The following is a 15,606-nucleotide window of genomic DNA, read 5'->3' on the forward strand; positions in this document are numbered from 1 at the left end:
ATCGTGTTAACTGAAGGTGATCTCGGCAATCAACGCTATCGAGATTTTCACGCTGCGGGTTGACGTCATTCAACGAACACCAGAGAGCGGTTAGGTTTGAACACTTCGCGGCGGTTGAGGTGATTGTCGAAATTGACGCGATTGTGGATCATGTCGTGTGAGGAGACGAATTTTTTTGCTGAGTCCTGATGTACTGGATTTTCGCCATGGCCCCTTGCCGTCTTCGGAATGGACTATTTATCTGTCGAGGCTATGCGTCGCCGGCGCTGGCATCAAGCTAGTTTGGTTTGGTTGAACCCTCGGCTAGGCCTTCGCCGCTTTCTTTCACCGCCGCCTGCTTTTTCGACAAATCAAGACGCAGGCTTAATTCCTTCAAATGTTTCGGCGATGCCGGCGCTGGCGCGCCCATCATCAAATCCTGCGCCGTCTGGTTGAAGGGAAACATGATGATTTCACGAATATTGGGCTCGTCCGCCAGCAACATGACGATGCGGTCGATACCCGGCGCGATGCCGCCATGCGGCGGTGCGCCATACTGGAAGGCGTGATAGAGCGCGCCAAAACGGGTCTCGACTTCCGATTTTTCATAGCCGGCAATCTCGAACGCCTTGACCATAACGTCGAGGCGGTGGTTTCGGATCGCGCCGCTCGAAAGTTCGACACCGTTGCAGACGATATCGTATTGCCAAGCGAGAATATCGAGAGGGTCCTTGTTTTCAAGCGCTTCCAGCCCGCCCTGGGGCATGGAAAACGGATTATGGCTGAAGGCGATGGCTCCGCTTTCTTCGTCGCGCTCGAACATCGGGTAGTCGACTATCCAACAAAAGCGAAAACATCCTTCCTCGATCAAGCTTAGTTGGCGCGCAAGTTCGACCCGAACCGCGCCCGCATAGCGCGCGGCGAGGTTTTCTTTATCGCAGCTGAGAAACAAGGCGTCGCCATCGCCCAGGCCGGACGCTTCTTTTAATTTCTGGATGACATCATCAGGGATGAACTTGGCTATAGGTCCCTTGCCGCCGCCAGCCTCGAAGACGATGTAGCCGAGGCCCGGGGCGCCGAGCGCCTGCGTGAACTCGATCAACTTGTCGAAAAAGCTGCGCGGTTTGTCCGCTACGCCGCGCGCCGGAATGCCGCGCACCACGCCGCCTTTCTCAATAACCCCCTTAAACGCCTTAAATGCCACCTCTTCCAACGCGAAAAACTCGGTGACATCGACAATTTCGGTAGCGATTCGCAAGTCCGGTTTATCGCTGCCATAGCGCAGCATGGCATCAGAATAGGTTAGGCGGGGGAAAGGTAGAGGTGTCACGTCACGGTCCGAAAACTCGGTAAAGACACCGTGCATGACAGGTTCGATGGCGGTGAACACGTCCTCCTGCTCGACAAACGCCATTTCGACATCGAGTTGATAGAATTCCCCGGGAGAGCGGTCAGCGCGCGCATCTTCGTCGCGAAAGCACGGTGCGATCTGAAAATAACGGTCGAAGCCCGAGCACATTATAAGTTGTTTGAACTGCTGCGGTGCCTGAGGGAGGGCATAGAACTCACCCGGATGCATCCGGCTCGGTACAAGAAAATCGCGGGCGCCTTCGGGGGAACTCGCCGTTAATATCGGAGTCTGAAATTCGGTAAAGTCCTGTTCAATCATACGCCGGCGGATGCTCGCGATAATCCCGCTCCGCAGCATCATATTGCGATGCATGCGCTCACGACGGAGATCGAGGAAGCGGTAACGCAGACGCGATTCTTCTCCATATTCATGTTCACCGTGAACCGGTAGCGGCAACGTCTCGGCGGCGTTTTGAATTTCCACTTCGCGAATGCGCAACTCCACTTCGCCCGTCGGCAGGCGCGTGTTAACTGTCTCCCCGTCGCGCCGATCGATCATGCCGGAAACGGTCAGAACGGTTTCTGATCTTAAGTTTCGCGCTACTTCGAACATTTCGTGGTCGGCCTCGACGACGCATTGCGTCACCCCGTAGTGATCGCGCAGATCAACGAAGACAAGGTGTCCGTGATCGCGCACCCGGTGCACCCAACCGGACAGGCGGGCCTCCTGCCCAACGTGTTCGGCGCGCAATTGGGCGCATGTATGGCTTCTGTAGCGATGCATCCTTGTCGGCTCCTGATTAGGCCGCGATTTGACCTATATGGTCCGGTAACGGCGGGCGAGAAAGCACATGGATGAGGTCCTTTTGTCAAGGCTCACACGCAATGCACTGGCCGAATCGGCTGCTTTCGAGTAAACACGGAAAGACCTCATGGCGCGACAATTCATATACAGCCTCGTTTTCGTTTTTTTTGCCCTTCCAGCCTTTGCGGACGAGCGGTCGGCTGAGTTTTTGGAAGCCGCGAAGATTGGCGACACCCACGCCTTGCGCGCCCTGATGGCTGAGGGGGTGGATATCCATGTGGCCGATTGGGCGGGCTGGCCTGCGCTGAATTGGGCGGCCCTGATGTTGCAAAATGACAGTATCGAATTCCTGCTCGAATCCGGTGCCGACATCGAATACTTAGCGAGGGGCGGAAAAAACAGCGGACGCCCCTTGATGATGGCCGCAAAGAAATACCATGGGCTGGAAACGGTTAAACTGCTGGTCTCACGCGGCGCCGATGTCAATGGCGCCGATCAATACGGCCGCACCGCGCTGATCATGGCCGCGCATTACGGGCGCACTAAAATAATTCGCTTTTTACTCTCCCTTGGCGCCAACCCGAACGCAGAAAGCATCATGCAAAAATGGAAAACCCCGATGATTGCAGCCAAATTGCGCGGCCACGACGAAGCGGTGGCGCTTTTGAGGGAAGCCGGGGCATTGAAATGACCGGCATCACCGTTATCACCGAGAGCGCCCTTCTCGCCGAGTATTGTGCTGACTGGAAGAAGGCGACCTACATTACGGTAGATACCGAGTTCATGCGTGAACATACTTTTTGGCCCATACTCTGTCTGGTCCAGGTGGGCGGACCGGACGAGTCGGTAATCATCGATCCGATGGCGGAGGGGATCGACCTCACGCCGCTATACGATGTGCTCACAGATCAGAACGTCTTGAAGGTATTCCATGCCGCGCGGCAGGACGTCGAACTGTTCCATCACCTGACTGGTCATGTGCCGTCCCCCCTGTTCGACACTCAACTCGCGGCGATGGTCTGTGGGTTCGGCGATTCGGTCGGCTATGAGAAACTTGCCGCCCGGCTTGCCGACGCTCAAATAGACAAGACGTTGCGTTTCACTGATTGGGCGCGCCGTCCGCTCACTGATCGTCAGCTTATCTATGCGGTGGCCGATGTCAGCCACCTGCGGCCAATTTACGACAAACTATCCGCCCAGTTGGAAAGTAACGGTAGGCGAAGCTGGATCGATGAGGAGATGAAAATTCTCACGAGCCCCTCAACTTATGAAAATGAACCTGAGAATGCCTGGCTGCGCATTAAAGTGCGCAATGCCAAGCCTCGCTTCTTGGCGATCCTGCGAGAAGTTGCGGCCTGGCGAGAAAAAGAAGCACAGCGCCGCAACGTTCCGCGCAACCGTGTCATCCGGGAAGAAGCGTTGACCGAGATCGCGGCGAGCGCTCCGACCAACGTTGATGAGCTCGCTCGGGTACGCGCCATCAGCCAAAAACTGGCAGAAGGAGAAATGGGACGGGCGATTTTGAAGGTAGTCCAACATGCGCTTTCGCTGAGCAAGGAGAGTTATCCGGTGCCGCCCAAGCATATCGAAAAGCCGATTGGCATGGCGCCGCTTATGGAGCTTTTGAAGGTTTTGCTGAAAATGCGCTGCGAACAAACGGGTGTCGCACAGAAATTGGTCGCTACAGTCAGTGATTTGGAACGTTTTGCTGCCGGCGATGAGGATTCGCCGCTACTCAGCGGTTGGCGGCTAGAGCTTTTCGGTGAACTCGCACTCGCGCTCACCGACGGCCGTGTCGCGTTGACGGCTTTGAACGGCCAGATTCAGGTTATTCCGCAAGATGCAGAAGCGGCGAAACTAACGGCCCCGCCCAAACGATCTAAGCGGCCACGCCGGCGCCCGCGACGCGGAAATGAAGGGCCGCCGGACGAAACGCGTGCCGACGAACTCGCTGAATGAAGTTTTTGAGCTTCGATATTAGGGAACAGTCGTCAGTTTGGCGCGTCTCGCGCTGCCGTCGGCCGAGAGGCCAGGCGGCGCCATGAAAGCTTCATGGAGGTTGAAACGCTCGCCGTCCCCCCAGATGCGCGAATACTCGCCGTCCGCTCCCAGCTCCCAGCTCTGATCCGTATCCTTCATATTGAAGGGCATTATCTGCTCCAGGAGTTGAGCATGAACTGTGTCGTTAAAAATCGGGACCAGAACTTCGACCCGCCAATCAAAATTTCGCGGCATCCAATCCGCCGAGGACAGGAACACTTTCGCTTCCGCCGAAGGCAAGCCGTGGCCTGCGCCGAAGCAGACGATGCGTGCATGTTCCAAGAAACGCCCGACGATGCTCTTAACGCGGATGTTTTCAGACAGTCCCGGCACTCCTGGGCGCAGGCAACAAACGCCCCGCACCACCAAGTCTATGGATACACCGGCCTGAGATGCTCTGTAGAGCGCGTCGATGACCTCGCCATCGACCAAGGAATTTAGCTTCGCCCATATTACGGCCGGCCGATTGGCGCGCGCGTGAGCGATTTCGTCGTCGATCAAAGATAATATTTCATGGCGCAGATCGATGGGAGCGACGGCGATGCATTCGAATTTGTCTGGACGAGCGCCGCCTGTCAGATAATTAAACAAATAGGCCGCGTCATGGCAAAGCGCAGGATCGCAGGTGAAGAAGGAAATGTCTGCATACACCTTCGCAGTGATCGGGTGATAATTTCCGGTGCCAAAATGAACGTAACTGCGAATACCATCAGCCTCGCGCCGCACCACGAGCGATGCCTTTGCATGGGTTTTCTTGTCGAAGAAGCCGTATATGACCTGGGCGCCGGCACGCTCCAAATCCCGCGCCCATTTAATGTTCGCTTCCTCGTCAAAGCGAGCGTTCAACTCGACCAGGGCCGTAACTGATTTGCCGGCCTCCGCCGCCTCAATCAGGGCCTTCACGATCGGCGATTCATCGCTGGTGCGATAGAGAGTTTGCTTGATCGCGACCACATCGCTGTCACGCGCCGCCTGATTGAGAAACTGCACGACCATCTCAAAACTTTCGTAGGGATGGTGCACGAGCAAATCCTTGGAGCGGATTGCCGCAAAACAATCACCGCCATGCTCCCTCACCCGCTCCGGAAATCGCGCGTGATACGGAGGGAACAGCAAATCAGAACGGCCACATTCGATGAGCACTGCCGTATCTGCCATTCCCAAAAGACCATCGACTTTGACAATGCCAGAGCTATCCACCGCCAAGCTGCCTGCGACAAAATCGAGCAGCCCTTGCGCAATGCCGTTGTTGACTTCCAGGCGGATCACATTGCCGCGGCGACGCTTCTTGAGAGCGGATTCAAATACGCGGACCAAATCCTCCGCTTCCTCTTCCAACTCGATATCGCTGTCGCGAAGAATTCGAAATTGACCCACTTTGACGATCGAGGACCCAATAAAAAGCCGTTCGAGAAACTGCTCAACAAGCTTCTCAAGCGGCAAATAGCGCAGGGCGTGCCCAGGGCGTGGTGGAAGTGGCACAAATCTACCCACTCCAGCAGGCAGGGGAACGAGCGCCGGACGGGCTGAACCATTTCGCAATTGCTTCAGTTCCAAAACCAGCGCAAAGCCAAGATTGGGGATGAATGGAAAGGGATGCGCAGGATCAATGGCGAGGGGCGTTAAGACTGGAAACAGACGACTCATGAAATATTGCTCGGCCCATTCAAGGTCCGCTTCGTCTAAGTCTTCGAGATCTGAAACTAAAACGCCGGCGCCACCGAGCAGACCACGTAATTCGTGCCAGCAATCCTGTTGCCTCGCCATCAGTTTTCCCGCCCGCGAATTGACAGCGTCGAGCTGTTGGCCGGGCGTCAATCCGTCCTGGCTGAGTTGCCTGACATCGGCATCCACTTGTCCACGTAGTCCGGCGGCCCGCACCATATAGAATTCGTCAAGGTTGGAGGCGGAAATCGAAAGAAAGCGCACACGCTCTAACAGCGGGTGCGCCTCGTTCTCGGTTTCCTCAATCACGCGCTCGTTAAACGCCAACCAGGAAAGCTCGCGATTAATGTAGCGCTCCTCCGGCGAAAAGGCTTGTAGCTGAATATCGGTGGCGTTTGTTCTCTGCTCTTCCATTTACTTCGCTTTATTACGTTCCCAATCGGCAATGGCGGGCTTACTAGAATTCCATTCTAGCATGCGGCGCGCGGGCTGCAATTTACCGCCCTTCCGCCTCAGCAAGTGCCAACCGAGCCAGGGGTATAGTTATCTGCCGCTGCTCGGCGAGCGCAAGGCGATCTATCTCCGCCGCAATGCTGCGGGCGGCGGAGAAAGAACGTTCCATTCTGGCCAGCAGAAACGAGATAATTTCCTCCCCAATCAGCAATTGTCGATCTTCAAACATTTTTCGCATGACGGCGCTCAACACCATGTCGTCAGGATCGGCAATCGATATTGCCGGCATGGCGCGAAGGCGGGAGAGAAGGTCCGGGAGGCGAAACCCCATACGCCCCGGCGCTTCAAGTCCGGTGAATAGAATGTGCCCGTTCCTTTCGCCTATCAAATTGTAAAGATGCAAAAGCGTCTGCTCCGGGACATCGGCATTGATATTTTCGATTACCAGCGCGGGGGCGTTTGAAATTATCTCCGCCGCATCCCGCCCGCGAAGCGCCATCGCGGCAACCTTGGTGGCCCCACTCCGCACCCGCCAAATTTCAGCCAAATGCGTTTTTCCGCATCCGGGCGAGCCGTAAAACGAAAGGCCGGTCGCCGGCCAATCAGGCCAGCGGTCAATCCACAGCAACGCATTTTCATTACATGGTGCTGCGATGAAATCCTTTCGGCCCTGCGCCGTCCGGTGGCCAAGGTCGAGCGGAATCTGAACGGTCTCGCGCCTTTGCTTGGGCATCTACTCTAGGGTTGCTGCGTTTCGGAAACTTCGTCCGTCTTAGCCATCTCTTCGCCGCCAAGATAAATATTGCTTTCGAGATATTGGCCGATGCCGAAACGAATGATTACGCCCATCAATGCCGCGACCGGTAAGGCAATCAGCATGCCGACGAATCCGAATAGGGTGCCACCACCGAGAACGGCAAAGATGACCCACACCGGATGCAGTCGAATACGATCACCTACCAGCTTGGGCGTAAGAATCATGCCTTCGGCAAGTTGGCCAACAATGAAAATACCGGCGACGACGGCAATTCGCCAACCCTCATCAAATTGGAGAAAGGCCAAACCGACACATATTATCAGGCCGCCCAACGACCCGAGATAAGGAACGAACGATAGGAGTCCGGCGGCCAAGCCGATCGCCAGGCCAAATTGAAGTCCTGCGGCACTCAGAGTCGCAGCGTAAAAGATGCCCAGTATGATGCACACCATTCCGGTGCCACGTATAAAACCGGAGAGCGTGCTGTCCATGAGGCGCGCCTGCTCGCGAATGGTCTCGGCCTGCGCTTTTGGCAACCAGCCATTCAACCGAGCGACAATCGAATCCCAATCGCGCAACAAATAAAATGTGACGACCGGCGTGATGAACAACAAGGCGAGCAAGTTAACCAACGCCATCCCGCCAGCCCAGACGTTGCCCAGCATGCCGAGGACAAACTGTGCCGCACGCTCGGAAAATTGCTCGATCACCGCGTCAGCGCGATCGGCTTGTTCCGTGTCTAACTTATTCGTCCAGCGTTCGACCAAGGGCTCGGCCCACCCCCGAACGGACTGAAAATAATTGGGCAGGTTGCCGAGAAAATCGACGATCTGCCTCTGCAACAGCGGCACTGCGAATATCAGAAACAAAACAACAAGGATCGTAAATGCAGAGGTAATGATGGTGGTGGCAAGAGTCCGGGAGAGGCCGGCTTTCTCAAGCCGATCGGCGACCGGATCGAGAAAATAGGCTACCGCCATTCCGGCCACAAAGGGCAGCAGGATGCTTTGAAAGAGCAGCAGCAAGATGATCACAACGGCGAGCGCCGCCAGCCAAATTCCTGTAAAGGTGCGAATTTTCATTGTCATGGCGTCACAGCTATCATGGAATTATAGATTCTTCTCGCTCGGTCTACTCTGCCCACTGGTGACCTCACTCGGCAATACCCAGCCGCCAGATTCAAAATTCAAGGCGAGATTCGATTGTGCGAGCCCCAGCATTAATTGTTCTTTCTCGCCGAAATAACGTAGCAACACATCGGCTTGCCCGCGCGATAATTTAGCCAAATCCACACTGGCAACCACCGCCAATTCACGCAATCGACGCCGGGTTTCAACCCACTCCGATAAAGATTCTAGCGGCACCACAATGCGCATCTCGTTCTCATGCCCAAAGCGCAGCATGTTGGCCTGCTTCCAACCACTTTCTATATGCGCCACGACGCGCGCCACCGCGCGCGCCAACAGGTCTTCTCTGCTTTCGCCGCGCGCGCCGCGCAACAACTCAGTCGACGGTGATGGCGTTGCTGCCCCGACCTGATGGATAGTTAGCTGCAAAATTGCGCCCTCCACGGGCTCGCGGACCCGAGGGCTGCTGGCTACGTCAGTTTCTGCGGCATCGCCAGACGGGTCACCACCGGCATCACTGACGTTCCCTCCATCGACATCGGGATCGTCTTCCACCGGCCAGTCCGGAAGCTCCAGATAAGCCGAGGCAACGACAACTTCCTGAGTGCCATATCGTTCGGCCAGACTGAAAAGTGCCTCGCGCGATGGCGCGAGGGCTTGCGAGGGCTCGATCGCCGCCATGTCCATGACGTCTCCGAGCGGTAGGATCAAGGGAACTAGGCCCTCATGGGCCGGGCGCGCCAACCATGCGTTACGCCAGTCAGCTGGCTCGAGCCACAAGGAGGCGCCGTTACCGGCATCAAATATCGGTAAAAGAAGGACGTTGTTGCTACGTGTCTCGGCAAAGCGAATTTTTTGCTGTTGTAGCAATTTTCTAACTGCTATTTTATTAAAGTCAAAAATTAAACTTGCTCTATATCTTGTTGAAGATACTAATTCTTTTTCTATTATATAGCCGTCAACTAGATCCGCCACCTGGGAGGTTTCGAGAACTGGCACGAGCACGCGATCGGCCGACAACACCAGGCGTTGGAGGAGGCGTTCGAAAGCCTGTCGTTGGCCATTGGCCAGGGCCACGGACCGTGCTTCAGCAGCCGATTTGGCGGAGGAATCCACAGCGATATCCCGCACCGTGTATACCGAATCCGCTTTCACGGCACCCGAAGAAAGGGTGACGCAGAGGGCGAGCAATCCAGCGAGAACGCTAACTCTCCGTAAGGTTCGCGGCTGAATCATTACAGAAAGCCCAGACATAAAGTATGTTGCGAATGCGCGGCCATCTCAGGGAGGGGCTCCCTTGAAAAGCGGAATACAATAACATGAGCAGGCGAAAAAAAAACGATAGCGCGGGTGGGCGCGAAGGCCCGGCAAGACAACTGAGACTTGCTGTATTGATATCTGGCAGTGGAACCAACCTACAGGCACTGATCGACGCATGCAGCGAGGCCGACTATCCGGCCAGGATATGCTTGGTCATCTCCAATAAGGACAATGCCGGCGGCCTCGCGCGCGCGGAAAACGCCAACATACCAACCTTGATAATCCGCCATACGGATTTTGAAGCACGCGGCGCTTTCGATGACGCGCTCACCGCGGCGCTCGAGGCGGCAAATGTGGACCTGGTCTGTCTCGCCGGGTTCCTGCGTGTGCTCGGACAGCCATTTGTCGAGCACTGGCAGGACCGGCTCATCAACATTCACCCTGCCCTGCTGCCCGCCTTCAAGGGCCTGCACACCCATAGGCAGGCTCTTGAAGCCGGCGTGCGCATCGCCGGCTGCACAGTTCACTACGTGCGAGCCGAAGTCGATGTCGGGCCGATTATCGCCCAGGCGGCGGTCGCCGTCCTTCCGGGAGACAGCGAGGAAAGCTTAGGCCAGCGAGTCTTGAAACAGGAGCATCGGCTTTATCCGCTCGCGGTTGAACTTATCGCCCGCGGAAAAGTACGGATAGAAGGCGGAAACGCCCACCTGCAGTGCGCTTGGGCCAGAGAAGACGCGTTGCTGATCAACCCACCGCCGGCGACCAGGAAATAGAAAAAGGCCCGCGGCGAGACGCCAGCGGGCCTTAATCTTCGATGCTATCGAGTTTAGCTGGCGTTCTCGGCGAAGGTCTCGACCACGCCGTCGACGCGGGCACGAATCGGCGCAATCGCGTCATTCGCGGTCTTCACGGCCATCTCAGTAATCTTGCCTGATTCCGAAACATAGTTATCGAATGCGCTGCGCGCCCAATCCGCTTGCATTTCCGCCGCATCGGTCGGATTCTTCGCAGAAAAAATGGCTTCTGCTGCTGCGCCATTGCGTTCAAAGGCACCTTTGGCGAAGGCTAACCAAGCTTGGTTGACGCTACCGAAGCCCTGCGCAGCGATACTTGACGCCGCAACGAAGGCTTCCATGTTTCCGCGCCCGGCATCAGCCAGTTTCTCGAAGGAACCGTTGGCATCCCAACCGTTGGCGAAAATGTTTCCGTTGGTCTTTTTCTTTTGTGTCGGCATTTTGTACTGCTCCAGGAATGTTAAATTGCTGCACTGCGGTATGTTGTTGCAGTGCAATATATGCAGCGCAATAAATATGTCAAGGGGGTCGATCTGCGGTGGGTGCTGGTGGGTAATTCTTTCGGAAAGCTACAGGCATCGGCCGATCCGCACGGCCGCACAAATTCAGCACCGTGGATTCAACGGAATTCTTAAAAAATCGACGGTTGGGACCCTAGGGTGCCCTTAACGGCAAGTGATCGGTGCGACGACGAGTATAACGCGAATCTCTGCTCGTCATCCTGTAGCTGCTGCGCCAGGTCGCGGCTCCCTAACAATCCATATGTGCCGGACGCGGCAACCCCACCTATCTGCAGCGAGAGATATATTGCTTCCCCTTCGCGCCGCGAATCCGCGAGCCGGCGCTTTCTAAGGTCGCGGTGTGCGTGAATCTATGTTTCAATACTGAGATAGTTAAACTTATATTTATTTTACCCTTCTAATATTGAACTGTGCACAAAGTCTTGGTTTTTTTCTTCTTTATAAGCATTTAAATACCATCTCGAAATTGCCCAATTGGCGTCTCAACAGTGCCAAGCCATCAGGAATGACCCTTAATGATTTCAGAGAAGGCCAGCGATGCCGGCGTAGTTTTCACGTCACCAGCGTTTGACCGGCATGAACAGGTCATATTTTGCACCGATGCTGAAAGTGGGCTTCGCGCCATCATTGCTATTCACGACACAAGCCTTGGTCCCGCTCTCGGCGGCTGCCGGATGTGGCCTTATCGAACCGAGAATGAAGCGATCGTCGACGTGCTGCGACTTTCGCGCGCGATGAGCTTCAAGAACGCGCTGGCGAAATTGTCCACCGGCGGCGGAAAGAGTGTGATCATCGGCGACCCCGAACGCGATAAGAGTGACGCTCTCTTTCACGCCTTTGGGCGATTTGTCGAAAACCTGGGCGGCCGTTATATCGTCGCCGAGGATGTCGGCACGACAGTCGAAGATATGAACCAAATCAGACGTCAAACCTCGCACGTGATGGGATTCTCAGCGCGCGAAGGCAGCAGCGGAGACCCCTCTCCAGTCACAGCGTATGGCGTTTTTTGCGGACTCAGGGCGGCGGTCGAATTCCGCTTCGGTCGCGACGACCTCTCGGGCTTGCGCGTCGCCGTGCAGGGGATTGGCCACGTAGGATACCAGCTGTGCAAATATCTTCACGAAGCCGGCGCCAAGTTGCTTGTAAGCGATATTAACCGCGCCGCAGTGGCGCGTGCTGAAGCGGATTTCGGTGCGCGCGCTATCGACGGAACAGACATCTACAGCCAAGACGTCGATGTTTTCGCGCCCTGCGCACTAGGCGCTGAATTGAATAGCCGGACTATTCCACAACTGAGAGCCCAGGTCGTTGCGGGCGCAGCCAACAATCAATTGGAATGCGCCGAGGATGGATCCAAATTGGCCGCGCGCAATATTCTCTATGCACCCGACTACGTCATCAATGCAGGAGGGGTCATCAATCTCTCCTACGAGCGGGAAAGCCGGTATGAGCGCGACAAGGCGATGGCGCATACCGCGCGCATCTACGATATCGCGATGGAAATTTTTGGCCGCGCCAAGCGCGAGGGCCGCCCCACCAACGAAATCGCAGATAATATGGCGCAAGAATTGCTTGGCGCCCGTGGCCAAGCGGTTGACGAAATGACATAGGCAGGGCATTTATCCGCCGGCGCTAATTCATGCGCAATTACCCGCAAGAAAAGAAACGCAATGAAACTTGTCACTTATCAATTTGCTGGCTCCGTTGGCCTAGGCGCCGTCGACCCGCAAGCTGGCATGATCCATCCTCTCAGAGACAGCGAAACGGCGTACGGCAACGACATGGTGGCGCTCATCAAGCAGCACACCAGGCTCGACGCCCCTTTGGAAACGGAGACCACCGGAATCGCGCTGGAGAAAGTAAAATTACTCGCGCCCATTCCACGTCCAACCAAGAATATTTTTTGCGTCGGTAAGAACTATTTTGAACATGCCCAGGAATTTACGCAAAGCGGTTTCGACGCGACGAGTAAGCGTGGCGATAACATTCCGGACCATCCGATAATTTTTACCAAGGCGCCGACGACGGTTACCGCGCCTGGAGATGACGTACCGTGCCATAGCGGACTGAGCGTACAGCTGGATTATGAGGCCGAACTTGCCGTTATCATCGGCGAAGGCGGGAGCAGGATTAGCAAGGCTGATGCCTTTAACCATGTCTTCGGCTACACAATCACAAATGACGTGACGGCCCGCGACCTGCAACTTAAGCATCGTCAATGGTTCATCGGAAAATCGCTCGATGGCTCCTGCCCGATGGGACCCTGGATCGCGAGCGCCGATGAATTAGACGCTGAGAATCTTTCGATCCGATGCTGGATAAACGGCGAATTACGCCAAGATGGGAATTCGCGTGATCTCATATTCGACATCCCGACTTTGATCGAAACGATTTCCGCAGGCATTAGGTTAGAGCCAGGTGATATTATTTCCACGGGCACACCATCAGGTGTCGGTATCGGATTCGACCCGCCACGTTTTCTCGCCCCCGGGGATGTCATGAAAATTGAAATCGATGGTCTTGGAAGTTTGGAAAACAAGATTGTCTAAGGTACTGACAACCGTCTGCTAAGGGAGACCGAAAATCATGATGACGATAAATAATAAATATCTGGAGATCGAGCAGCACGGCCAGGGCGACGCCATGATCATGGTGCATGGCCTCGGCGGAACGTCGAATGCCTGGTATCCGCAGGCAACTTTGCTGGCGCGTTCTTTTCATGTCATTCGGCCAGATATGGAAGGCTCGGGACGTTCGCCCGCAAAGGGCAAAATTTCCATCGCCAGCCTGGTAAAAGATGTTTCCAAGCTGATGGACAAGTTGAATATCAAGTCGGCGCATTTCATCGGCCACTCGATGGGTACAATTGTCTGCCAGCACCTGGCCGCGAGTAGCCCGGCGCGGGTCAAGAGTCTGGCGCTTTTAGGACCGTTAGCGGAACCGCCGCAGGCCGCGCGCGGCGCTATCAAAGACCGCGCCTCGGCCGCGCGCAGCAACGGCATGACTCCTATCGCTGATACGTTGGTGCAGGTGGCGTTGTCCGCTGATTCGCGTGTTCATCAGCCCTCTGTCGCTGCGTTCGTGCGTGAAATCATCATGCGCCAGGACGCGGAAGGATATGCGCGGACCTGCGAGGCACTCGCGGTGGCCAAATCAGCCGATTTATCCAAAATCAAATGCCGCACTTTGCTTATTACCGGCGATGAAGACGGCGTGGCGCCGCCCGCCAGCGTCCAGAAACTCTCGCGGGCCATCAAGGGTTCCAAGGCGATAATTTTGGATCGTTGCGGCCACTGGACTCCAATTGAAAGGTCGTCCGAGGTGAATGCGGCACTGATGAATTTCTATTTCGGTTGACGGTGACATGGCGCGGCAAACAGGCAGAGAAGTTCGTAGTGGCACGACCCAGGCCAAGTTAAGACCGAGGAAGCCAACCTCGGTCCGGCAGCCGGTCACTCTTTATGTGTGCCGGTCCTGCGTATGGAGCGAGGCGCAACGCGAACAGGACGGCCGGCGGCAGGGGGAATTTCTACTTGAAGCCATTAATCAGGAGATCGAGCGTGTTCCGCTCCCCCAAAATTCAAGTCTGCGTGCAGTACATTGTCTGAACGGCTGTAAAAGCCCCTGCAACGTGGCGTTCCGCTCGCCCGGCAAACATGGTCTTCGCTTCAGTCATCTAACTCCGGACAATGCAGGGGAGGTGCTGTCGTTCCTTGGCGCCTATTTTGAAAGCGAAGTCGGAGATGTCGCGGAAGCGGATATACCCGAGGGATTACGCGGCAAATTGACGGTTCGAACCCCGCCGCCGCCGATCCGACCCATTAGCCGCCTAAAATAAACCCCTTCGCCGTAACAAACCTTCGATCTTTCGCGGCGGAAGGGCGGTGTGGCTCCGGTAGCGTCGAATTCCGTCGCACTGCAGGCGCCGCAACAGACTGAGCATTTCCTCTGAATCGATATTGCTGGCATTTACTTTTAGCCCGATTCCGTGGGCCAGAGAAATTAGCGCCGTCAGCAACAATCGATTTGCGTGATTTGCGGAAGCGCCATTGAGAATCCCACCTTCAAGAGACAAATTGTCGAGCGGCAATCCGCGCCAATTTTCCAAGAGGTGAGCGCCCACCGCAAATCCATCAACAGTGAGCCGCAGGCCATACGCTTTCAGGCCGACCAACATCGGCGCCAAATTTTCGGGGTCAGCTTGCAGCATTTCTGCTAAAAAAAGCAGCTCAAACTCCCGACCCTCGACCTCGAATTCGCTGAGCACGCGGGCGATACGCGGAGCGAGACGCACATCAAATAATTGCGGTGCGGAAATATTTAAAGCGAATGGGAGGTATCCCCATTCACGATCCCGCCACGATGCCTTTTGCCGGACGACCTCGGCTAAAGTCCAATCGAAGAATTTGTCCAACATTCCGGCTTCCTGGACCAAGAGTTGGTAATCGTTTACCGCTACTACGCCGCGCTCCGGATGGCGCCAGGTTGGAACACAGCGAATAACCTCGGGGCGTTGGGTTCTACATTCGACTTCGACGCGATAGCGCATCTCGAACTTGCCGTCTTGAAAAGCGCGAAAGATGCTCGCCGTCCGATCGTGCCGCTGTGAGGCGTGCGATTCCAACTCGCCGGTGTAAAATCGATAGCCTATTTCACCCTTTTCGGAGACCGCATCGAGCGCAGCGTCGGCGCGGGCGATCAACTCGCCACTGTTCACGCCATGCGTGGGGCACAGCGCGATGCCGGCGGCGGCAGCCAAATTAACGCCCGCGCCGTCACGCTCAAACGGCAACGACAGACAGGAGAACAACGGCTCGCAAACATCATCCGCCGCCCTGGGAAGCCTATTGCCTAC

Annotated in this window: 13 protein-coding genes; 6 read left to right on the forward strand and 7 right to left on the reverse strand. The window is 55.9% G+C overall.

Features of this window, described 5'->3' with window-relative positions; all coding sequences use genetic code 11:
- Window positions 1–277 precede the first annotated feature (277 nt).
- Window positions 278–2,113, reverse strand: a complete 1,836-nt coding sequence (aspS, locus tag O3A94_14280) for an aspartate--tRNA ligase (protein MDA1357419.1) — start codon at window positions 2,111–2,113, stop codon at window positions 278–280.
- 229 nt (window positions 2,114–2,342) lie between these two features.
- Here aspS and O3A94_14285 point away from each other — a divergent pair, with 229 nt between their 5' ends.
- A complete protein-coding gene (locus O3A94_14285; protein MDA1357420.1) occupies window positions 2,343–2,825 on the forward strand; it encodes an ankyrin repeat domain-containing protein in 483 nt (160 codons plus the stop codon).
- Window positions 2,822–4,093 carry a ribonuclease D gene (gene rnd / locus O3A94_14290; protein MDA1357421.1) on the forward strand — a complete coding sequence of 424 codons (1,272 nt, stop codon included), beginning with the start codon at window positions 2,822–2,824 and terminating at the stop codon, window positions 4,091–4,093. The genes O3A94_14285 and rnd overlap by 4 nt, the downstream gene beginning before the upstream one ends.
- 18 nt (window positions 4,094–4,111) lie before the next feature.
- Here rnd and O3A94_14295 read toward each other — a convergent pair whose 3' ends face one another.
- The 4 genes from O3A94_14295 to O3A94_14310 form a co-directional block, all read right to left on the reverse strand.
- On the reverse strand, window positions 4,112–6,253 hold the full coding sequence (locus O3A94_14295; protein ID MDA1357422.1) for an RNA degradosome polyphosphate kinase: 2,142 nt from the start codon (window positions 6,251–6,253) through the stop codon (window positions 4,112–4,114).
- An 82-nt stretch (window positions 6,254–6,335) separates the two neighbouring features.
- Entirely contained in the window at window positions 6,336–7,025 is a 690-nt protein-coding gene (locus O3A94_14300) for a DnaA/Hda family protein (GenBank protein MDA1357423.1), read from the reverse strand.
- Between the two features lie 5 nt (window positions 7,026–7,030).
- Complete coding sequence (locus tag O3A94_14305) at window positions 7,031–8,137, reverse strand: AI-2E family transporter (protein MDA1357424.1); 1,107 nt, start codon at window positions 8,135–8,137, stop codon at window positions 7,031–7,033.
- A 21-nt stretch (window positions 8,138–8,158) separates the two neighbouring features.
- Complete coding sequence (locus O3A94_14310) at window positions 8,159–9,412, reverse strand: DUF2066 domain-containing protein (GenBank protein ID MDA1357425.1); 1,254 nt, start codon at window positions 9,410–9,412, stop codon at window positions 8,159–8,161.
- Between the two features lie 83 nt (window positions 9,413–9,495).
- Here O3A94_14310 and purN point away from each other — a divergent pair, with 83 nt between their 5' ends.
- A complete protein-coding gene (gene purN / locus O3A94_14315) occupies window positions 9,496–10,209 on the forward strand; it encodes a phosphoribosylglycinamide formyltransferase (protein ID MDA1357426.1) in 714 nt (237 codons plus the stop codon).
- Window positions 10,210–10,262: 53 nt separating this feature from the next.
- On the opposite strand, the gene O3A94_14320 is transcribed toward purN, so the two are convergent.
- The gene (locus tag O3A94_14320; protein MDA1357427.1) at window positions 10,263–10,670 is read right to left on the reverse strand and encodes a phasin family protein; all 408 of its coding nucleotides are present in this window, start codon (window positions 10,668–10,670) and stop codon (window positions 10,263–10,265) included.
- 596 nt (window positions 10,671–11,266) lie between these two features.
- Here O3A94_14320 and O3A94_14325 point away from each other — a divergent pair.
- From O3A94_14325 to O3A94_14335, 3 genes are read left to right on the forward strand one after another with little or no spacing between them, the layout of a single operon-like run.
- Window positions 11,267–12,361, forward strand: coding sequence for an amino acid dehydrogenase (locus tag O3A94_14325; protein ID MDA1357428.1), 1,095 nt, complete (start codon window positions 11,267–11,269; stop codon window positions 12,359–12,361).
- A 60-nt stretch (window positions 12,362–12,421) separates the two neighbouring features.
- On the forward strand, window positions 12,422–13,300 hold the full coding sequence (locus O3A94_14330; protein ID MDA1357429.1) for a fumarylacetoacetate hydrolase family protein: 879 nt from the start codon (window positions 12,422–12,424) through the stop codon (window positions 13,298–13,300).
- A 37-nt stretch (window positions 13,301–13,337) separates the two neighbouring features.
- Window positions 13,338–14,108 carry an alpha/beta hydrolase gene (locus O3A94_14335; GenBank protein ID MDA1357430.1) on the forward strand — a complete coding sequence of 257 codons (771 nt, stop codon included), beginning with the start codon at window positions 13,338–13,340 and terminating at the stop codon, window positions 14,106–14,108.
- A 472-nt stretch (window positions 14,109–14,580) separates the two neighbouring features.
- Here O3A94_14335 and O3A94_14340 read toward each other — a convergent pair.
- The coding region (locus O3A94_14340; protein MDA1357431.1) for a GGDEF domain-containing protein at window positions 14,581–15,606 on the reverse strand (1,026 nt) is incomplete at its 5' end.

The organism is Pseudomonadota bacterium, assembly GCA_027624955.1.
In the GTDB taxonomy this organism is placed as follows: Bacteria; Pseudomonadota; Alphaproteobacteria; order UBA828; family UBA828; genus PTKB01.